Source organism: Microbacterium sp. (assembly GCF_035556355.1).
Taxonomy (GTDB): Bacteria; Actinomycetota; Actinomycetes; order Actinomycetales; family Microbacteriaceae; genus Microbacterium.
This window is the reverse complement of record NZ_DATMFG010000043.1, coordinates 19,976-39,576: the sequence shown is the minus strand read 5'-3', so window position 1 is coordinate 39,576 and position 19,601 is coordinate 19,976. Positions and strand designations below refer to the sequence as shown.

General features: G+C 69.7%; 18 protein-coding genes and 1 pseudogene. 12 read left to right on the top strand and 7 right to left on the bottom strand.

The window, feature by feature from the left end; genetic code table 11:
• Window positions 1-57: 57 nt before the first annotated feature.
• Window positions 58-534 (bottom strand): annotated as a pseudogene (locus VNR19_RS12100) (carbohydrate ABC transporter permease); the annotation flags it as partial.
• 100 nt (window positions 535-634) lie between these two features.
• Here VNR19_RS12100 and VNR19_RS12095 point away from each other — a divergent pair.
• Window positions 635-799, top strand: coding sequence for a hypothetical protein (locus tag VNR19_RS12095; protein ID WP_325727084.1), 165 nt, complete (start codon window positions 635-637; stop codon window positions 797-799).
• Window positions 800-935: 136 nt separating this feature from the next.
• Here VNR19_RS12095 and VNR19_RS12090 read toward each other — a convergent pair whose 3' ends face one another.
• Both VNR19_RS12090 and VNR19_RS12085 read right to left on the bottom strand, forming a co-directional pair.
• On the bottom strand, window positions 936-1,865 hold the full coding sequence (locus VNR19_RS12090; protein WP_414684161.1) for a carbohydrate ABC transporter permease: 930 nt from the start codon (window positions 1,863-1,865) through the stop codon (window positions 936-938).
• 39 nt (window positions 1,866-1,904) lie between these two features.
• Window positions 1,905-3,293, bottom strand: a complete 1,389-nt coding sequence (locus tag VNR19_RS12085; protein WP_325727080.1) for an ABC transporter substrate-binding protein — start codon at window positions 3,291-3,293, stop codon at window positions 1,905-1,907.
• 256 nt (window positions 3,294-3,549) lie between these two features.
• Between VNR19_RS12085 and VNR19_RS12080 the strand changes: the two genes are divergently transcribed.
• Window positions 3,550-4,305, top strand: coding sequence for a DUF72 domain-containing protein (locus tag VNR19_RS12080; RefSeq protein WP_325727078.1), 756 nt, complete (start codon window positions 3,550-3,552; stop codon window positions 4,303-4,305).
• A gap of 19 nt (window positions 4,306-4,324) precedes the next feature.
• Here the strand turns inward: VNR19_RS12080 and VNR19_RS12075 are convergent, their stop codons facing one another.
• Together VNR19_RS12075 and VNR19_RS12070 are read right to left on the bottom strand one after the other, a co-directional pair.
• The gene (locus tag VNR19_RS12075) at window positions 4,325-5,494 is read right to left on the bottom strand and encodes a DUF4349 domain-containing protein (RefSeq protein WP_325727076.1); all 1,170 of its coding nucleotides are present in this window, start codon (window positions 5,492-5,494) and stop codon (window positions 4,325-4,327) included.
• Window positions 5,491-6,048, bottom strand: coding sequence for an RNA polymerase sigma factor (locus tag VNR19_RS12070; protein ID WP_325727074.1), 558 nt, complete (start codon window positions 6,046-6,048; stop codon window positions 5,491-5,493). The genes VNR19_RS12075 and VNR19_RS12070 overlap by 4 nt, the downstream gene beginning before the upstream one ends.
• A gap of 304 nt (window positions 6,049-6,352) precedes the next feature.
• On the opposite strand from VNR19_RS12070, the gene VNR19_RS12065 reads away from it, so the two are divergent.
• From VNR19_RS12065 to VNR19_RS12030, 8 genes are all read left to right on the top strand, one after another.
• A complete protein-coding gene (locus VNR19_RS12065) occupies window positions 6,353-7,408 on the top strand; it encodes a TerC/Alx family metal homeostasis membrane protein (protein ID WP_325727072.1) in 1,056 nt (351 codons plus the stop codon).
• Window positions 7,409-7,500: 92 nt separating this feature from the next.
• Complete coding sequence (locus VNR19_RS12060) at window positions 7,501-8,580, top strand: fatty acid desaturase family protein (RefSeq protein WP_325727070.1); 1,080 nt, start codon at window positions 7,501-7,503, stop codon at window positions 8,578-8,580.
• A gap of 171 nt (window positions 8,581-8,751) precedes the next feature.
• Window positions 8,752-10,242 carry a 3-isopropylmalate dehydratase large subunit gene (leuC, locus tag VNR19_RS12055; RefSeq protein WP_325727068.1) on the top strand — a complete coding sequence of 497 codons (1,491 nt, stop codon included), beginning with the start codon at window positions 8,752-8,754 and terminating at the stop codon, window positions 10,240-10,242.
• Window positions 10,243-10,244: 2 nt separating this feature from the next.
• Window positions 10,245-10,841 (top strand): 3-isopropylmalate dehydratase small subunit, encoded by a 597-nt coding sequence (gene leuD, locus VNR19_RS12050; RefSeq protein WP_325727066.1) that lies wholly within the window; start codon window positions 10,245-10,247, stop codon window positions 10,839-10,841.
• Between the two features lie 71 nt (window positions 10,842-10,912).
• Window positions 10,913-12,286 (top strand): UDP-N-acetylglucosamine 1-carboxyvinyltransferase, encoded by a 1,374-nt coding sequence (gene murA / locus VNR19_RS12045; RefSeq protein ID WP_325727064.1) that lies wholly within the window; start codon window positions 10,913-10,915, stop codon window positions 12,284-12,286.
• Window positions 12,287-12,294: 8 nt separating this feature from the next.
• Window positions 12,295-13,059, top strand: coding sequence for a lysophospholipid acyltransferase family protein (locus VNR19_RS12040; RefSeq protein ID WP_325727062.1), 765 nt, complete (start codon window positions 12,295-12,297; stop codon window positions 13,057-13,059).
• Entirely contained in the window at window positions 13,049-14,182 is a 1,134-nt protein-coding gene (locus VNR19_RS12035; RefSeq protein WP_325727061.1) for an NAD(P)H-dependent glycerol-3-phosphate dehydrogenase, read from the top strand. The genes VNR19_RS12040 and VNR19_RS12035 overlap by 11 nt, the downstream gene beginning before the upstream one ends.
• Window positions 14,082-15,170, top strand: a complete 1,089-nt coding sequence (locus VNR19_RS12030) for a D-alanine--D-alanine ligase family protein (protein WP_325727059.1) — start codon at window positions 14,082-14,084, stop codon at window positions 15,168-15,170. Before VNR19_RS12035 ends, VNR19_RS12030 begins: the two co-directional genes overlap by 101 nt.
• 11 nt (window positions 15,171-15,181) lie before the next feature.
• Here VNR19_RS12030 and VNR19_RS12025 read toward each other — a convergent pair whose 3' ends face one another.
• Window positions 15,182-15,658 (bottom strand): DUF3515 family protein, encoded by a 477-nt coding sequence (locus tag VNR19_RS12025; protein ID WP_325727058.1) that lies wholly within the window; start codon window positions 15,656-15,658, stop codon window positions 15,182-15,184.
• 98 nt (window positions 15,659-15,756) lie between these two features.
• Here VNR19_RS12025 and thiL point away from each other — a divergent pair, with 98 nt between their 5' ends.
• Window positions 15,757-16,746, top strand: a complete 990-nt coding sequence (thiL, locus tag VNR19_RS12020) for a thiamine-phosphate kinase (protein ID WP_325727056.1) — start codon at window positions 15,757-15,759, stop codon at window positions 16,744-16,746.
• Window positions 16,747-16,766: 20 nt separating this feature from the next.
• Here the strand turns inward: thiL and rsmD are convergent, their stop codons facing one another.
• Window positions 16,767-17,327: a 16S rRNA (guanine(966)-N(2))-methyltransferase RsmD gene (rsmD, locus tag VNR19_RS12015; protein ID WP_325727054.1), complete on the bottom strand. Its 561-nt coding sequence runs from the start codon at window positions 17,325-17,327 to the stop codon at window positions 16,767-16,769.
• 60 nt (window positions 17,328-17,387) lie between these two features.
• On the opposite strand from rsmD, the gene VNR19_RS12010 reads away from it, so the two are divergent.
• Window positions 17,388-19,550, top strand: coding sequence for an ATP-dependent DNA helicase RecG (locus VNR19_RS12010; protein ID WP_325727052.1), 2,163 nt, complete (start codon window positions 17,388-17,390; stop codon window positions 19,548-19,550).
• The last annotated feature ends 51 nt before the right edge of the window (window positions 19,551-19,601 follow it).

Genomic DNA, 19,601 nt, shown 5'->3' with positions numbered 1-19,601 from the left:
CTGCCGCTGCCCGATGAAGAACACGATGATCATCGGGATCGTGGCGATGACGCTCGCGGTGACGATGATCTCCCAGTGCCACTCGCCCCCGAAGCCGAAGGCGTCGACGAGGGACTTGAGTCCGCGGGGGATCGTGAAGGTCGACGAATCGCGCAGATAGATCAGCGCGCGCATGAGGTCGGTCCATACGGCCTGCACCTCGAAGACGAGGGTGACGGCCAGCGCAGGCTTGCACAGCGGGAGGGTGATGCGCCAGAAGAGGGTCCACTGCGAGGCTCCGTCGACGCGCGCCGCCTCGAACAGGTCGCGCGGCAGTCCGAGCATGAACTGCCTCAGCAGGAAGACGTAGAACGCGCTCGCGAAGAGATTCCCCGCCCACAGCGGCACGAGGGTCCCGACGAATCCGAGGGCGTTCCAGATGAGGAAGGTCGGGATCATCGTGACCGCCCCGGGGAGCATCATCGACGCGAGCACGAGTCCGAACAGCACGCCGCGTCCGCGGAAGCGGAAGTAGGAGAAGCCCCACGCGACCATCGCGCTCGAGATGGTCACCGTGACCGCCGCGAGCACTGTGACGACCAGCGTGTTCAGCAGCCACAGCGCGAGCGGCGCCTCCTGCCACACCGTGACGTAGTTGTCCAACGTGAATGTGTTCGGGATGAGCCGGTTGTCGAACACCTCGCCGCGCGGCTTGAACGACGCGCTCACGAGCCAGATGAACGGGTACGCGAACACGACGCCGAGCACGACGAGCGCTGCGATGACGAGCCCGCGTATGAACGGCCTGCGGCGGCGATAGGCCGCGCCCGCATCCGATCGCCGTCGCAGTTCGCGCGCGTTCGGCACCCTGATCGAGTCGAGGGTCGTGAGCGGTCCGCTCGGCAGCGGATCGGTCTCGTACTCGCGGTCAGGAGCACCGTGGGGGAGCACTCTGCTCATCTCGGCGCCTCGCCCTCGTAGTAGACGAGCCGCCTGGACACGATGAGCTGCACCGCGGTGACGACCATGATGATCGCGAACAGGAGCCACGCCATCGCCGACGCGTAGCCCATGTGCAGGAACTCGAACGCCTGCTGGAACAGGTAGATGACGTAGAACAGCGCGGCGTCGTTGCTGTAGGTCGTGTTGCCCGATCCGAAGAACGCGGTGTACGCCTCATCGAAGGTCTGCAGTCCCGCGATCGTGTTCACGACGACGATGAAGAACAGCGCGGGGCTGATCAGGGGGAGCGTCACGCTGAACGACTGCCGCCAGAAACCCGCGCCGTCGAGCTTCGACGACTCGTACAGTTCGGTCGGCACGTCCTGGAGCGCGGCCAGCAGGATGATGACGGATGCCCCGACCGTCCACAGGCTCATGAGGATGAGGCCCGGCTTGACCCACGCCGGATCGGTCGTCCACGCGGGTCCGGCGACGCCGAACCATCCGAGCACCGTGTTGATGAGCCCGTTCTGCCCGTTGAACAGCAGCAGGAAGAGGATGCCGACCGCGACCGGGGGAGTCATCTTCGGGAGGAAGAAGATCGTCCGGAAGAACCCCGCGCTTCGTCCCGCCCGATCCAGCAGCAGCGCAAGCAGGAGCGACACGATCACGTACGCGGGCACCTGCAGCGCCGTGAACAACAGGGTGTTGCCGATCGCCAGAGCGATCTTCGGGTCTTCGAACAGCTGCGCGTAGTTGTCGAACCCGATGAACCGCGGGTCGTTGATGACGTCGTAGTCCGTGAGCGACAGGTACGCGCTGTACAGGATCGGCCAGGCCGTGAACACGGCGAATCCGATCAGCCAAGGCGACAGGAACAAGAAAGCGGATGCGACGTTCCTGCGCTTGGCGCGGCGGCGCGACCGTTGCCGCTCCGGCGTCATCGCCGGCGCGGCAACGGCGGTCGAGGCGTTCACCTCGGATCAGTCCCTCGAATCGAGGTCGGCCCACGCCTCGTCGAGCGCGGACTGAGCCGTCTCCTGCGCATTCGCGAGCGCCTCGGCGGGCTCCGCCTGGCCGTTGAGCACGGCGTTGACGGCGTCCTGGAGCGCCTGCTCGAACTCGGCGTCGGCCGGGTTGGCCGGCATCGAGAACGTCGCGTCGTTCGCCTCGTACATCTTCTCGACGGCGGTGTCCCACGGCTCTCCACCGGAGGTCACCATGCCCGAGATCATCTCGTCCGCCTGCGCGTTGCCGGTGAGGATGCCCGTGAACGGCTTGCCCTCGCCTTCGCGGACCTCGATGCGCGCCTCGGCTGCGGCCTGCCACGCGTCGATCGACGTCATGACACGCGCCCAGCGGCATGCGGCCTCCGGGTTCTCGCTTCCCGCCGGGATCGCCCACGCCGAGCCGGCCGCATAGGCGAGCGTCTCGCCGTTGCGGTCGCGGACGGTGTCGAACTCCATCGCGGCATCCGGCGACACGTCATTGAGGGCGTTGACGTACCACTGCTCCATCGGCATCGCCCCGAGCACGCCCGTCGCGAACTGGTTGCCCGCGCCGAAGAAGTCGGCCGAGTCGCGATAGGCCTTGACGGCACTGAAGCCGCCCTGATCGTCGTAGATCGAGACCGCCCACTCCAGCGCCTCCACGACCTCAGGGGCGTCGAGCTGCGCGGTCTTGCCGTCCGCCGAGATGAGGTCGACGCCGTTGGCTTTCGCCCACAGCGGCAGGAACTCGGGGAGCTTGCTGTCGACGCCGATGACGCTCAGCCGGCCGCCGTCCGACTTCGTGAGCGCCTGGTTGGCAGCGCTCATCGCCTCCCAGTCGGAGCCGTTGACGTCTTCGATCGTGACGCCGGCCGCCGACAGCAGGTCGGCGTTCGCCATCGTGAGCTGCACGGTGTTGAACTCGGGGATGCCGTAGACCTCGTCGTCGAGGGTGACCTGGTCGATCGCGGCTTGGACGAACTGCCCCGTGTCGATGCCCTCGCCCTCGATGCAGTCCTCGAGCGGCAGCACGGCGCCGCGTGCGGCGAGCGAGCCGATCTGGTCGCGATCGGCGTAGACGATGTCGGGCGGGGAGCCCGTGGCGACCGCCGAGAGGAACTGCTGCAGATCGAGGTCGCCCTCGATGAGGTCGACAGTCACGTCGCCGAGCGCCTCCTCGGCGAGCTCCATGCGCGACGTCGCGACCTCGTCGACCCCCGAGAAGCCCATGACGCTCAGCGTGCCGCTGAGCTCGGCATCCGACGAGAAGTCGATGTCGGCGGTCTCGGACTGGCCGGTTCCGACGGCGCATCCGGTGACCACGATCGCGGCGGCGCTCACGAGGATCAGCCCGCCGAACGCCTTCGAGTTTCCGCTTCTCACGTTCCACCTCCGACCGCCCGTAGCAGTGAGCGGAGCGGCCAACGTAAGAATCGTGTGGGTCAGCACAAAGGGGCTTGACCGAGTGGCGTCGATGTGCCTCGGACCGGCGATCACGCAAGGCGGGTGCTGCTGTCCGCCGGCAGGGTCGGGACGTGCGCGAGGTCACGCTGGGGCGGGACTTCGCCGCGGTTCGAGGGGGTTGACACAATGCGGCGCGACGGCGACGGTGGTGGCTCGCACAGGCGGAGGGCGACTCATGACACCACGTGACGCGGGTCTGCGGCCCGGCGACGTGCGCGTCGGCACCTCAGGCTGGAGCTACAACCATTGGAATGACGTCCTCTACCCCCGCGGCACGCCGTCCGGGCGCCGCCTCGAGGTGTACGCGGAGAGCTTCGACACCGTCGAGCTCAACTCGAGCTTCTACCACTGGCCGCGCGCGGACGGGTTCCGGGCGTGGGAGGCGCGCCTGCCCGACGGGTTCCTCATGACGGTGAAGGCGCCTCGCGGCCTGACCCACGCCCGCAAACTGCGCTCGCCGCAGCTGTGGACGGAGCGCCTCGCGGAGGGCATGGCCGCGCTCGGCGACCACGCCGGCCCGCTCCTGCTGCAACTGCCGCCGGATCTCGAGCGCGACGACGATCGTCTGTCCGCAGCCCTCGACGCGCTGCCCTCCGGCGTCCCGGCGGCGGTGGAGCTGCGGCATCCGTCCTGGGTCCACGACGACGTCTTCGCGCTGTTGGAGCGGCACGGTGCGAGCTACTGCGTCATGAGCGGTGCGCACCTGCGCTGCGAGCTCCGCGCGACCGCTGAGCTCGTGTACGTGCGATTCCACGGTCCCGACGACGACCGCCTCTACGTCGGCAGCTACTCGGACGCCGACCTCGACTGGTGGGCCGAGCGCATCGACGAATGGCGTGCCGCCGGGCACAGCGTGCTCTGCTATTTCAACAACGACGGCGAGGGCCATGCCGTGCGGGACGCGCTCAACCTGCGCGCACGTCTGGAGTGACCGGATGCCGCGGCCGCGGTCACCGGGCCGAGGCGTCGTCCTTCGGGCGCTCCGCGAGAGCATCCGTCCGGACCCGGCGCCGCCGCCCACGCGCCAGCGCCACGATTCCCCACACGACGAGCCCGACCACGCCGGCGACCGCGATCCAGGGGATGAGGAACCCGAGGCCGATGACGATGCCGTTGACCGTCGCGACGAGCCCGTTCCACCCGGCGGCGAGGCCGTCGCCGAACCCGGCGGGGTTCGCCTCGACCGGCTCCGGCTCGGTCGTGAGCGTCACCGTGAGCGTCGACATCTGCACCTGCCCCTCGAGCGACTCGAGCTGCTGCCGGTACGACTCGAGCATCGCCTGCCGCTCGGACAGCGCGCGCTCGGCCTCGATGAGGTCGCTCAGGCTTCCCGCCTGCGACATGAGCTCGGTCAGCCGGTCCACCGACGCCTGGGTCGCGTCGATGCGGGCGCGCAGGTCGACGGCCTGCTCGGTGACATCCTCGCGCTGGATGGCGGATGCCGTCACGTCGCCGAACTCCGACAGGTCGCTCGTCAGCGCCGTGAGCTGATCGGCAGGCACGCGCACGGTGATCCAGGCCCCGTCGATCGGCGTGGGGTAGGGGACGATCACGTCGTACTCGGCGCCCGAGCCGTCGGCCGGACCTGTGACGCCTGTCTTGCCGATGCGCATGGACTCGACATACCCGCCGCGCGCCTCGGCTGCGGCGCCGATCGCCTGCGCCGCCTCTTCGGGGTCGTCGACGACCACGGTCGCGGTCGCCGTCGTGATGATCTCGCGCGTGCTCGCGCCCTCTTCGGTGGCGTCGCCGCTCGCGGAGGACGCGTCGTCTCCGCCCGGGGCGAGGTCGACGATCCCGCCGTCGGCCTCGCCCATGTCGGGTGCGACCGCGCCGCCGCCGACCTCGGGGGACGACTGGGTGCCGACGAACGCACTGTCGCCCGCGCCCTGCGGAGCCATGAACGAGGACACGACGGGAGGGAGGACCGCCGCCGCGATCACGACGACCGCGGCGGCCGCGCCGCCGGCCATCATCCAACGGCTCCGGCGCGTGCGTCGCGCGGCCCGTTCGCGCGCGATGTCGGCGAAGAGCGCGTTCTCGATCTCGTCGATGCGCTCGTCGGTGAGTTCGGGAAGCGTGGTGCCCGAACGGACCTCGGTGGGCTGTTCGGTGTTCATGTGCTCTCCTTGACGACGGTCCGCAGTCTCGTGCGGATGCGGGAGAGACGATTGCGCACGACGCCGTGGGCGACGCCCAGCTCGTCGGCCGCCGCCTGGTACGCGTAGCCCTCGGTGGCGCACAGCCGGAAGATCTCGCGATCGAGCGGGCTGAGCCCTTCGACCTCGCGCAGGATCCGGTCCGCGAGTTCCGCGTCGACGACCTGCTGTTCGACGTCGACGGTCGACGGGATGGTCTCGTCGGCCGCGGCGGCGGTGTGGCGGCGGTCGCGCTGCTGCGCCCGCATCCGGTTCGCCGCCTGGAAACGGCACACCGTCGCGAGCCACGGCAACAGCGAGTCGCCCGCGAGCTCGAGGCCCGGGAGCTTCCGCCACGCCACGAGGAAGGTCTCCTGCGTGACGTCCTCCGCATCGGACGCGTCGTGCAGCAGTCCGTGGGCGAGCCAGTAGATCGGACGGACGTACGCGCGATACAGCGTGCGGAAGGCGTGCTCGCTTCCGCGCGCGGCCAGAGCCACGAGCTCGGCATCGTCGTGCGCGTCGTGTGCGTCCATCCCCATCCCTCGGCTCGCACCGCGCGCCGCTGTGAGCGCCGTCGCGGAGCACCATTGTCTCTCACAGTGTTGGTGTCGGCGAGGAGCGGATCGTCTCACCGGCGCGCCGGGGGCGCGGCATCCGCAACGGCCTCCTCATCGCCCGCCGGACTGTATCCTGAAACCCGCGAAAGGGAGTATCCCGTCATCGCCGTCCGTCATCACGGGCTCTGTCGGAGGGGCCCCGGGCGTGCGACGCAGTTGCGGTTCTGCTGCGGGGAGAGACTTTCCAGACGTTTCAGACCCCTTCGCCTGAAAGGCCCGCATGGACCTCGCCCTCCCCCTCTGGTTCGAGATCGGCTCGCTCGTCGGGCTGTCGCTCATCCTCCTCGCAGACCTGCTGCTGATCCTCAAGCGCCCGCACATCCCCACGACGAAGGAGTCGTCGCTGTGGGTCGTGTTCTACGTGACGCTCGCGCTCATCTTCGCCGGCCTCATGTGGATCTTCGCCGGCGGCGAGTTCGCAGGTCAGTTCGTCGCCGGCTGGCTCACCGAGTACAGCCTCTCGATCGACAACCTTTTCGTGTTCGTGCTGATCATGACGCAGTTCGCGGTGCCGCGGCGCTATCAGCAGGAGGTGCTGATGGTGGGCATCATCATCGCGCTCGTCCTGCGCGGCCTGTTCATCCTCGTCGGCGCGACCGTCATCGAGCACTTCAGCCCGATCTTCTACGTGTTCGGCGCGTTCCTCATCTGGACGGCGATCCGTCAGGCGTTCCCCGGCGGAGACAAGGGCGACGACGTCAAGCAGGAGAGCTTCGTCGTGCGCCTGCTGCGTCGCGCGATCGACATCTCCGACCACTACGACGGAGCGAAGCTGCGCACGGTCGTCGGCGGCAAGAAGATGTGGACGCCGATGATCATCGTGTTCGTGGCGATCGGGGTGACCGACCTGCTCTTCGCGATCGACTCGATCCCCGCGATCTTCGGCATCACGCAGAGCCCGTTCATCGTGTTCACCGCGAACATCTTCGCCCTCATGGGCCTGCGCCAGCTCTACTTCCTGCTCGGCGACCTCCTCGACCGGCTGCGGTACCTGCACTACGGCATCGCGTTCATCCTCGCCTTCATCGGCGTGAAGCTCATCCTTCACGCGATGCACGTGAACGAGCTGCCGTTCCTCAACAGCGGCGAGCCGATCGAATGGGCACCCGAGATCTCCACGTGGATGTCGCTCGGCGTCATCGTGCTGTCGATGACCGTCGCGACGATCGCGAGTCTGTGGGCGTCGGCGCGCGACCGCCGGGCCGCGTTGGCCGCCGCGGATGCCGCGAGTGCCGCGGCCCGGAGGACGGATCCGGACACCGATTCCGGCGCATAACTGGGAGCGCACTCAGGTCGCACGCGTAGCGTGCGGATGACAACCGGGGGAACGTGCTCCGAGGGCTCTCGGATCGACCAAAGGAGGTCGGAATGTCGACGGGAGTCCGCACAACGAAGCCGCGAACCCCGGACCGAGCCGCGAGCGACTTCACCGAGCTCGCCGCCGTCGTCCGCGAGTCCGGGCTGATGCGCCGCCGCTACGGGTATTACTGGACGAAGATCATCCTGCTGCCGGTGGCGCTCGGGATCGCGATCGTCGCGTTCATCGTGATCGGCGACACGTGGTGGCAGATGTTCACAGCGGTGGGTCTCGCGGTGATCTTCACGCAGATCGCGTTCCTCGGACACGATGCCGCGCACCGCCAGATCTTCGTGTCCGGGCGGTGGAACGACTGGATCAGCCTCCTGCTCGGCGACCTGCTGGTCGGCATGAGCTACGGGTGGTGGCGTCACAAGCACACCCGCCACCACGCGAACCCGAACAAGGTCGCAGCAGATCCCGACATCGACCTGCCTGTGCTCTCGCTCACGCGCGACCAGGTCGCGAAGCCCCGCCCCGCCTTCGCGAGGTGGATCCTGGCCCATCAGGGACTGTTCTTCTTCCCGATCCTCCTGCTCGAGGGTCTGTCTCTGCACGCGTCGAGCGTGCGTCGGGTCGTGGCGCGCGAGCGCGTCGAGCGTCGATGGGTCGAGATCGCGTTCCTCGCGGTGCGCCTCGGCGGATACGTCGCGCTCGTCTTCCTCGTCCTCTCGCCCGGGATCGCGGCGGCGTTCCTCGGAGTGCAGCTCGGAGTCTTCGGCGTGTACATGGGCATGTCCTTCGCGCCGAACCACAAGGGCATGCCGCTCGTGCCCAAGGAGGCGCGACTCGACTTCCTCTCACGCCAGGTGCGGACGAGTCGCAACATCCGCGGCCCGTGGATCCTCGACGCGGTGCTCGGCGGGCTCAACTACCAGATCGAGCACCACCTCTTCCCGTCGATGCCGCGGCCTCACCTGCGGCGCGCGGCGCGCCTCGTCTCGGAGTACTGCGAGAGTCGAGGCGTCCCCTACACCGCGACCGGCCTCATCGAGGCCTACCGGATCGTCGTGCGCTACATCAACCGCGTCGGACTGGGCGAGCGCGATCCTTTCGAGTGCCCGCTCGTCGCGCAGCGGCGGGCGATATAGCGTTGCGCCGCGGCATCCGAAGCCGGTGGTAACCTTTCCGGGTGCGGATCGCTCGCCTTCTCCTTAGCGGCCGCGACGAGTCCTAGTTCTCAGGCCTTCCTCGTCGCGGAGTTCGTCGCGGGCCCGATTCAGTGAGGGCGCAAGCCCCATTCCGAGGAGAACGACCAACCAATGAGCAGCCCTGTCCCCGGTATCCCCGACCACCCGCGCACGCTCGCCGAGAAGGTGTGGAACGACCACCTCGTCGTGAAGGGCGAGAACGGCGAGCCCGACCTGATCTACATCGACCTCCACCTCGTGCACGAGGTGACGAGCCCGCAGGCGTTCGACGGCCTGCGCGCCGAGGGGCGGCCCGTGCGGCGTCCGGATCTGACGATCGCCACCGAAGACCACAACACGCCGACGCTCGACATCGACAAGCCGATCGCCGACCTCACCAGCCGCACGCAGATCGAGACCCTTCGCCGCAACGCCGCGGAGTTCGGGGTGCGACTGCACCCGCTCGGCGACCGCGAGCAGGGCATCGTGCACGTCGTCGGCCCACAGCTCGGCTTGACGATGCCGGGCATCACGGTCGTGTGCGGCGACAGCCACACCTCGACGCATGGTGCGTTCGGTGCGATGGCGTTCGGCATCGGAACGAGCGAGGTCGAGCATGTGCTCGCGACGCAGACGCTGCCGCTCAAGCCGTTCAAGACCATGGCGATCACGGTCGAGGGCGAGCTCAAGCCCGGCGTCACCGCGAAGGACATCATCCTCGCCGTCATCGCGAAGATCGGCACGAACGGCGGTCAGGGCTATGTGCTCGAGTACCGCGGCAGCGCGATCCGGTCCCTCTCGATGGAGGGCCGTATGACGATCTGCAACATGTCGATCGAGGCCGGCGCCCGCGCGGGCATGGTCGCGCCCGACGAGACGACCTTCGAATACCTGAAGGGCCGTCCGCACGCACCCAAGGGCAAGGACTGGGACGACGCGGTCGCGTACTGGCGCACGCTTCCCACCGACGAGGGCGCCGTGTTCGACGCCGAGGTCTTCATCGACGCGAGCGAGCTCGAGCCGTTCGTCACATGGGGCACGAACCCCGGCCAGGGCGTTTCGCTGTCGGGTGTGGTCCCGTCTCCCGACGACTTCGACGACCCGAACGAGCGCACCGCCGCCGAGCGCGCGCTGGAGTACATGGACCTCGTGCCGGGAACCCCGATGAAGGAGATCCCGGTCGACGCGGTGTTCATGGGCTCGTGCACGAACAGCCGCATCGAGGACCTCCGTGCGTTCGCTTCGATCGTGAAGGGCCGCAAGAAGGCCGATGGCGTGCGCGTCATGGTCGTGCCGGGCTCCGCCCGCGTGCGCCTCGAGGCCGAGGCGGAGGGGCTCGACAAGATCTTCGAGGAGTTCGGCGCCGAATGGCGGTTCGCCGGGTGCTCGATGTGCCTGGGCATGAACCCCGACCAGCTCGCGCCGGGGGAGCGCTGCGCCTCGACGAGCAACCGCAACTTCGAGGGCCGCCAGGGCAAGGGCGGTCGCACGCACCTCGTTTCGCCGCTCGTGGCCGCCGCCACCGCCGTGCGGGGCACCCTGTCGAGTCCGGCGGACCTCGACATGTCGACACCCGCCGACTACTCGATCACCGGATCCGGCGGCGTCAGGACGGAGGCCTGAGCATGGAGAAGTTCACGACCCACACCGGCGTCGTCGCACCGCTGAAGCGCTCCGCCGTCGACACCGACCAGATCATCCCGGCCGTCTACCTCAAGCGCGTCACCAAGACCGGCTTCGAGGATGCGCTGTTCGCGAGCTGGCGCCAGGACCCCGAGTTCGTGCTCAACCAGCCTGCTTTCGCAGGGGCGAGCATCCTCGTCGCGGGCCCCGACTTCGGGACCGGCTCGAGCCGCGAGCACGCCGTGTGGGCTCTGCGCGACTACGGCTTCAAGGTCGTGCTGAGCCCGAGGTTCGCCGACATCTTCCGCGGCAACGCGGGCAAGCAGGGCCTGCTGACGGGGGTCATCTCCGAGACCGATCTCGAGGCGGTGTGGGCGGCGATCGACGCCGATCCCGGCATCCGCATGACCGTCGACCTCGAGGCGCGAACCGCCGCTCTCGGCGCGCTCACGGTTCCGTTCGAGATCGACGATTACACTAGGTGGCGGCTCCTCGAGGGTCTCGACGACATCGGACTCACGCTGCGCAGCGAAGACAAGATCGCGCAGTTCGAGGCGCGCCGCGAGGCATGGCGGCCGCGGACACTTCCCGTTCCGTAAGCCAGGGCTCCGCCCCACGAAGGCGGCTCCGCCCGACCCGCGCCCTCGAACAATCAAGTGAGGTTCACCGCATGAAGACCCCCCTTCTCATCCCGTCGACCGACCCCGCGACAGCAGAGAAGGAGGCCTCCGGCGAAACCCTCCGGATCCGAGGCGGCCGGCCGCTGACGGGCCGTGTCGAGGTCAAAGGTGCGAAGAACCTCGCGACCAAGGCGATGGTCGCAGCGCTCCTCGGCGAATCGACGAGCACACTTCGCGACGTGCCGAGCATCAGCGACGTGCAGGTCGTCCGGTCGCTGCTCGAGGTGCACGGCGTGACCGTCATCGACGGCGAGGAGGAGGGCGTCCTCCATCTCGACCCGAGCGGTGCGGTGTCGGCCCACATGGAGGAGATCGACGCGCACGCGGGTGCGTCGCGCATCCCCATCCTCTTCTGCGGACCACTGCTCCACCTGCTCGGCCAGGCGTTCATCCCCGATCTCGGCGGATGCCGCATCGGCGACCGCCCGATCGACTTCCACCTCGACGCGCTGCGCCGCTTCGGCGCCATCGTCGACAAGCTGCCGAGCGGCATCCGCCTGTCGGCGCCCAACGGCCTGCACGGCGCCAACATCGAGCTGCCTTACCCGAGCGTGGGGGCGACCGAGCAGGTGCTGCTCACGGCCGTACGCGCGGAGGGCGTCACCGAGCTGCGCAACGCGGCGATCGAGCCCGAGATCATGGACCTCATCGCGGTGCTGCAGAAGATGGGCGCGATCATCTCGTACGAGCCCAACCGCGTGATCCTCATCGAGGGCGTCAAAGAGCTTCGAGGCTACGACCACCGCTGCATCTTCGACCGCAACGAGGCTGCGTCGTGGGCGTGCGCGGCCCTCGCGACCGACGGCGACATCTTCGTCGGCGGCGCGAAGCAGCAGGAGATGCTGACGTTCCTGAACGTGTTCCGCAAGGCGGGCGGCTGGTTCGACATCCACGAGGACGGCATCCAGTTCCGTCGCGCGGGTGCCCTCAAGCCCGTGATCGTCGAGACCGACGTGCACCCCGGGTTCATGACCGACTGGCAGCAGCCGCTCATCGTCGCGCTGACCCAGGCCGAGGGCGAGTCGATCGTGCACGAGACGGTGTACGAGAACCGCTTCGGCTTCACGCAGGCGCTCGTCAAGATGGGCGCGAACATCGTCGTGCACCCGCACGGACTCGAAGGCGGCTACCGCCGCGTGCCTCGCCGCGCGCTCGAGCAGGCGGCGGTCATCAACGGGCCCACGCCGCTGCACGGCGCCGACATCGTCGTGCCCGACCTCCGCGGCGGCTACAGCCACGTGATCGCGGCGCTCGCGGCTGAGGGCGAGTCGATCGTCCGCAATGTCGGGATCATCCGCCGCGGCTACGAGAAGCTGTTCACCAAGCTCGAGACCCTCGGCGCCGACTTCGACGTCATCGGCTGACGGCGGCGATGAAGCAGGACCGGCCACGCGCCACGCCCGAGAAGTCCAGGCCCAGCATCTTCTGGCCGCTCGCGGCGATCATCGTGCCCATCATGGGGCTCATCACGAAGGTCGAGATCGTCGACGGGCACAAGCTCCCGCGTGATGGCGCGTACATCCTCGCGCCGAACCACTACAGCGAGTTCGATCCGCTGATCGTCGCCGTCGCGACGTGGCGGCTCGGGCGTGCGCCGCGGTTCCTCGCGAAGGAGAGCCTGTTCCGCATTCCGGTGTTCGGGTGGGTGCTGCGCCGCACGGGGATGGTGCCCGTCGCGCGCGCGTCGACCGCGTCGGCGGCCCGGCAGACGCTCGAGGCGTCGGCCGAGATCGTCGAGCACGGGCGGGGCATCATCGTGTATCCCGAGGGCAGTCTCACGCGCGATCCCGACATGTGGCCGATGCGCGGAAAGACGGGTGCAGTCCGGCTCGCGCTCGCGCAGGGCATCCCGGTGATCCCCGTCGCGCACTGGGGAGTGCAGCAGATCCTGCCGCGCTACGGCAAGCTGAGTCTGTGGCCGTTGCGCAAGCCCGTGAAGCTCATCGTCGGCGACCCCGTCGACCTGTCGGAGTTCGCCGGCAAGCAGTCGTCGCAGACCGCCCTCGTCGCGGCGACCGACGTCGTGATGGCGCGCATCGCCGATCTGCTCGCCCAGCTGCGCGGCGAGCCCGCCCCGCCGGAGCGCTGGAACCCCGCAGCGCACGGCCAGACCGAGACGGGGCGCCTTGAGTCGTAGGGACGCCTCGCTGCCCCGTGTCGCGGTGATCGGCGCGGGCAGCTGGGGCACGACCTTCGGCAAGATCCTCGCGGACGGCGGCGCGCACGTGACGATGTGGGCGCGCCGACCTGAGCTCGCGCACGAGATCGCCGAGGCGAAGCGCAACAGCGAGTACCTGCCGGGCATCAACCTGCCGCGCAACATGACCGCGACGCACCACCTGTCCGAGGCGCTCGACGGTGCCGAGCAGGTGTACCTGTCGATCCCGAGCCAAGCGGTGCGCCAGAACCTCAAAGCGGTGCGGCCGCTCGTCATGCGCACCGAGGCGCCGATCGTGTCGCTCATGAAGGGCGTCGAGCGCCGCACGGGCCTGCGCATGAGCCAGGTGATCGAGCAGGAGCTGCACTGCGACCCGGCGCGCATCGCCGTGGCATCCGGCCCGAACCTGGCCCTCGAGATCGCACGCGAGCAGCCGACGGCCGCCGTCATCTCGTCGACGAGTCAGGAGACGGCGGATGCCGTCGCGCGGCGCGCGCGCAACCGCTACTTCCGCACGTTCGTGAACACCGATGTGATCGGCACGGAGTTCGGCGGCGTGCTGAAGAACCTCATCGCCGTCGCGATCGGCATCGTCGACGGCGTGGGCTACGGCGAGAACACGAAGGCGTCCATCATCACGCGCGGCCTCGTCGAGATGACGGACTTCGCGGTGGCCTTCGGCGCCCACCCCGAGACCCTGCAGGGCCTCGCGGGGCTCGGCGACCTCATCGCGACGTGCCAGTCGCCGCTGAGCCGCAACAACACCGCGGGGCGGCTCCTCGGCCAGGGCTACCGCTTCGACGACGTCGTCAAGCAGATGAACCAGACCGCCGAGGGCCTCGCCTCAGTCGCCCCGATCCTCCAGCTCGCGCGCGAGGTGGGCGTCCAGATGCCGATCGTGGAGCAGGTGAAGATGGTGCTCGACGGCACCATGAACCCGAAGGACATCGCTCCGCATCTCACGACCGACGACGACACCCCGAAGGGGGAGAGGACTCAGAATGGACAAGCCGGCGGTGGCGGTGCTCTTTGGCGGTCGCTCCAGCGAGCACTCGATCAGTTCCGCCACGGCGGGAGGGGTGCTGCGGGCGATCGATCGTGACCGCTACCGTGTGATCCCGATCGGGATCACACGCGACGGTGCGTTCGTCCTCGAGGACGACGACCCCGACAAGTTCACGCTCGACCCGGAGCGGCTTCCGGAGGTCGTCGACAACGGCACGCGCATCGTGTGGCCGGATTCGGCCCTCAGTCGTGAGCTGAAGGTCAAGGACGCCTCGGGAGAGCGCTCGCTCGGCGACGTCGACGTGGTGTTCCCCATCCTGCACGGTCGGTTCGGCGAGGACGGCACGATCCAGGGCTTCCTCGAGCTGATCGACATCCCGTACGTCGGAGCCGGCCTGCTCATGTCGGCGATCGGCATGGACAAGCACGTCACCAAGAGCATCCTGAAGGCGGCGGACGTGCCCGTCGTGCCGTGGGTCTCCGTCACACGCGCCGACCTCGCGCGCGAACGCAAGCTGTGGGAATCGCGGATGCGGGCGCTCGGTCTCCCCGTGTTCGTGAAGCCCAACCGCGCCGGCTCGAGCGTGGGCGTCTCGAAGGTGTCGGACTGGTCGGAGCTCGACGCAGCCCTTGACACCGCGTTCGCCGAGGACTCGACGGTGCTCGTCGAACAGGCCGTCGTCGGGCGCGAGGTCGAGTGCGGGGTGCTCCCCGGTCGCAACGGCGCGCTGCCGCGCGTGAGTGTCGCGGGTGAGATCGTCGTCACGGGGCGCGACTTCTACGACTTCGAGGCGAAGTACCTCGACGCCCCCGGCGTCGACCTCGTGTGCCCCGCCGACCTGCGCGAGGGCGAGCTCGCCGAGATGCAGCGCATCGCGGTGCGCGCGTTCGAGGCGATCGGCGGGCAGGGGCTCGCGCGCGTCGACTTCTTCTTCACCGGCACCGAGTTCTTCGTGAACGAGCTCAACACGATGCCCGGTTTCACGCCGATCTCGATGTTCCCGAAATGCTGGATCGCGTCGGGCATGACGTATCCCGAGCTCATCTCGGAGCTGATCGACACGGCGCTCGAGCGCGCGGCCTGACAGAGAGGCCGTCACTCCTCGGGCGGCGCCTCGGGGGCGGTGCACGCGCGCGTGGCCGGGATCATCGCGACGGCTCGGCTCAGGTCGTCCAGCGCGTCGTTCGGCGACACGAGCTCGTTGTCGAGGTAGACCTCCACGGCGGGCGTGCGCCCGTAGGTCGTGAGGCGGAAGCGAGGTGACTCGGATTCATCGACGAGCCAGTCGACGCCGCCGATGGTGATGCACCGCAGGGTCGACGGCCCGGGCGGCTCGAGCCCGCACGTGAGCAGCACAGCCGCCGGATCGCCCCACGCGCCCGTCGCCTGAGAGTCGGTCCATCGCCTCGCCTGCCCGTCGACGGTCGACGGGAGTCGCACGACGACGTCCGCGCACAGCGGATCGTTCGCATCCGGGGCGGGCTGCATCGCCACGGTCGTCGAGCACCCGGTGAGCGCGGTCGCGGCGAGCGCGACGAGCACGACGGCGGAGGCACGGAGCGAGCGGGTCACCTCTCCAGGCTAGTCGCGGCCGTCGCGTGGTCCGTGCCGGGGGAGGGGCGGATGCCGCGTGGCGGGAGGCGCCGCATCCGTTTCGCTACCGTGGTCAGGTGACCGAGCACGATCCCACCGTCGGAGACCTGAGCGAAGCGGCTGTCCTGCGGCGGATCCTCGATCGGCTCGGGCCGAGCGACGCGCTCGTCGGGCCCGGCGACGACGCCGCGGTGCTCGCGTCGCCCGACGGGCGTGTGGTGGCGACGACCGACACGCTCGTGCACGGGCCGGACTTCCGACTCGCATGGTCGACGCCGTTCGACCTCGGATGGAAGTCGGCGGCGGTGAACCTCGCCGACGTCGCGGCCATGGGCGCGCGCCCGACGGCACTGCTCGTCGCGCTCGCGATGCCCGACGCCACCCGCGTGTCGGTCGTGGAAGGTCTCGCCGACGGGCTGCGGGCCGCGTGCGACGCCCTCGCCCCCGGGTGCCGTGTCGAGGGCGGAGACCTGACGGTGTCGGACACGCTCACGATCGCGGTGACCGCGCTCGGCTCGCTCGACGGACGCGAGCCCGTGCTGCGCAGCGGCGCGCGCGAGGGGGACGTCGTCGCGGTCGCCGGAGCCCTCGGGCATGCCGGTCGTGGACTCGCACTGCTGTTCGAGAGGTTCCGCGACGACTCCGGCACCCCCGTCGCGATCGACCGCTCCGCCCTGACCGCCCAGGACGTCGTCGACCTCGACGCACAGTTGCGGCCCTCGCCCCCGATCGCGCTCGGACCCGTCGCGGCGGATGCGGGCGCGACCGCGCTCATGGACGTGTCGGACGGGCTCGTGCTCGACGCGAGCCGGATGGCCGCGGCATCCGGCGTCACGATCGAGCTGTCGACCGAGCGACTCGGCCACGATCCCGGCACCGCGCTCGCGGGGGGCGAGGACCACGCGCTGCTCGCGACGTTCCCGCCCGATGCGACGCTGCCCGAAGGGTTCGTCGCCATCGGGCGGGTGGGCGCGGCCGGGGCCGATGCCGTGCTCGTCGACGGGCGACCGCACGCGGGGCGCGGCGGGTGGGATCCGTACCACGACTGGGACGCCGGCCGAGGCTGACCGGCGCGCGGCGAAGCGCCTCAGACGACGGCCGCCCACCACACGGTCGTGTCGCCGTAGCGCTTGTCGCGAGTGTGCTCGAGGCCTGCGGGCAGCGACGGCTCGGGCGAGCGCGACGCCCGTTCGATCACGACGACCGCGTCGGGTGCGAGCGTCGGCACGAGCAGCTCGAGCGTGGCGGTCAGCTCGGCCTCGCGCACGTCGTAGGGCGGGTCGAGGAACGCGATGTCGTACGGTCCGCGCCCCGTGCGCAGGAACGCGTCGGCGGACGACCGGTGCACGCGGATCGCGCCGTCGCGTCCGATCGCCTTCTCGACCTTGCGCGCGTTGCGGGTGGCGACGGATGCCGCGCGCGGCGCCTTCTCGACGAGGTCTGCCGACGCCGCACCGCGGCTCATCGCCTCGAGGGCGAGGGCCCCTGAGCCGGCGTACAGGTCGACGACGGATGCCCCGTGGAGGACGCCGGCCGAATCGAGCGCGCCGAACAGCGACTCGCGCACGCGATCGCTCGTGGGCCGCGTGCCGGCGTCGGGCACGTCGAGCACGATCGAGCCGGCTCTGCCCGCGATGATCCTCGTCACACGCACCACCCTACAAACGCCCCGGCCGAGGGGTCGGAAGCGGTGAATAGACTCGTGGGCATGCCCGCCCTCACGCTCGAATCGCGCCTCGACGGCGCCGTGGGCGGCAAGACGTCGGCGGCGCTTGCGCGGGCGTTCGGCATGAAGACGGTCGGCGATCTGCTCGCCCACTACCCGCGGCGGTACGCGCGCCGCGGAGAGCTGACGCCCATCTCGTCGCTGCCCGTCGGCGAGCCGGTCACGATCGTCGCCGAGGTGCGTCGCGCGAACGAGCGGCGCATGCAGAACCGCAAGGGCTCGATCCTCGAGGTCGTGATCAGCGACGGGCACGGTGACCTGTCGCTCACGTTCTTCAACCAGTCCTGGCGCATGAAAGACCTGCGTCCCGGGCGTCGCGGCATCTTCGCGGGCAAGGTGGGCGAGTACCGGGGCGCCAAGCAGCTCGCGCACCCCGATTACGAGCTGTTCGACGACGAAGACGCGGCGCGACTGAACGCCGAGGCGTACGCGAACCTGCCGATCCCGATCTATCCCGCGACGGGCTCGCTCGCGAGTTGGCAGATCAAGCGCATCGTCGACCTCGTGCTCGACGGGCTCGGCGACGTGCCCGACCCGCTGCCCGAAGAGCTGCGCGCGCGCCACGGGCTGCTCGACGCGCGGACCGCGATCGAGCGCATCCACCGTCCCGACTTCATCGAGCAGGTCGAGCAGGCGCGTGCGACACTGCGCATGCATGAGGCGTTCGTGCTGCAGGTGGCGCTCCTGCAGCAGCGGGCGTTCGTGCGCGCGATGTCGGCCACGTCGCGTCCGCCGGGTGAGCTGCTCGAGCGCTTCGACGCGGCGCTCCCGTTCGAGCGCACGCCCGACCAGATCGCGGTGGGCGACCGCATCTCGCGCGATCTTCAGGGCGACTGGCCCATGAACCGGCTCGTGCAGGGCGAGGTCGGCTCGGGCAAGACGCTCGTCGCGCTGCGCGCGATGCTCCAGGTCGCCGAGAGCGGGGGCCAGTCGGCGCTCATCGCGCCGACCGAGGTGCTCGCGGCCCAGCATGTGCGGTCGATCGCACGGATGCTCGGACCCGAGCTCGCGCCCGAGCTGATGCCCACTCTCCTGACGGGTCAGCTGCCCGCCGCCGAGCGTCGGAAGGCCGCGCTCCGGGCGGCATCGGGCCAGGCGAAGATCGTCGTCGGCACGCACGCACTGCTGAGCGAGACGACGACGTTCGCCGACCTCGCACTCGTCGTCGTCGACGAGCAGCACCGGTTCGGCGTCGAGCAGCGCGAGGCGCTGCGCGCGAAGGGCTCGGCGCCGCACGCGCTCGTGCTCACCGCGACCCCGATCCCGCGCACGGTCGCGATGACGGTGTTCGGCGACCTCGACGTGTCGACGATCCGCACGATGCCGACCGGACGCGCCGGCATCCAGACATTCGTCGCACCTCTCGCCGAGCGCCCGGCGTGGTTCGCGCGCGTATGGGAGCGCATCGCCGAAGAGGTCGCCCAGGGGCGGCAGGCGTTCGTCGTGTGCGCCGCGATCGACGCCGAGGCGCTGACGAAGGACGACACCGCAGACGAGCCCGTCGCGGAGGTCGAGGGCGAGGCTCCGCGCACGCGATGGGGCGTCGTGCAGGTCGCGGAGCTGCTGGCGCAGCATCCGTCGTTCTCGTCGATCCGCGTCGAGATCCTGCACGGCAAGATGCCCTCCGACCAGAAGGACGCCGTCATGCAGGCGTTCGCGCGCGGCGACGTCGACGTGCTCGTGGCGACGACCGTCGTCGAGGTCGGTGTGGACGTGCCGAACGCGTCGACGATGGTGATCCTCGAAGCCGACCGGTTCGGCGTGTCGCAGCTGCACCAGTTGCGCGGCCGCGTCGGTCGCGGCGGCATCCCGGGCCTGTGCCTGCTGGTCACCGAGGCGCCCGAGGGCACGCCCGCACGCGCACGCGTCGACGCGGTCGCGGCGACGCTCGACGGGTTCGAGCTCGCCGAGGTGGATCTCGAGCTGCGCGGCGAGGGCGATGTGCTCGGCGACGCGCAGTCCGGCGCGCGATCGTCGCTGCGGCTGCTGCGCGTCGTCAAGGACGCCGACATCATCGCCCACGCGAGGCAGGCCGCCGAGGCGGTGCTCGACGACGATCCGGCGCTCACGCGGCACGTGGGACTCGCCCAGGCGCTCGAGCGCCGCGTCGGTATGCAGGAGCGCGCCGCTCTCAGCAAGGCGTGATTTCCAGGTACCGGAACCGACGGCCGGTCGCGCACCGTGCGGCCGATAGGC